We start from the raw sequence: 503 nt of genomic DNA, 5'->3' as shown, positions 1-503 counted from the left end.
TGGCTGCCGAGCCGCTGGCTCTGGCCAAGACCAAGCTGGCGGCCCTGGAGACCTGGACCACCGAGGCGCTGCACGAGCTGATTGAAGCGACCGCCGCCGAGCTGGGTCAGGGCATGGGCAAGGTCGGCATGCCGCTGCGTGTGGCCGTCACCGGTCTGGGCCAGTCTCCTGCCATCGACGCCGTGATGGCGCTGGTGGGCAAGGAGCGGGTCCTCGCCCGTATCGACCGCGCTTTGGCGTATATCGAAGCGCGCATGGCCGCTGAGTAAACATCGGCCATGGCATGAAAAGGGCTCCCTGACGGGGGCCCTTCGTATTTTGGCCTCAAGCGGATTTGCGACGTAAAACAGCGACATAGCGACGAGGTTGGCGGTAAAAACAGCTAACTGCCTGAATTTTGACTAAACGCTCCAGCGGGCGAGAATTTTGGGTTGACAGCAAAGCGGGTGATGCCTATCATGCGCCTCCGTTGCCAGAGATAACTTTGGTAGCGCCGAGGTGAG

Annotated in this window: 1 pseudogene; it reads left to right on the top strand. The window is 61.6% G+C overall.

The window, feature by feature from the left end:
• Nucleotides 1-269 (top strand): annotated as a pseudogene (locus tag AACR77_RS18550) (glutamate--tRNA ligase); the annotation flags it as partial.
• Nucleotides 270-503 lie beyond the last annotated feature (234 nt).

Source organism: Aeromonas sp. ZOR0002 (assembly GCF_963866995.1).
GTDB classification, from domain to species: Bacteria; Pseudomonadota; Gammaproteobacteria; order Enterobacterales; family Aeromonadaceae; genus Aeromonas; species Aeromonas caviae.
Note: the sequence above shows the minus strand (reverse complement) of the source record. Positions and strands in the feature narration are given on the sequence as shown.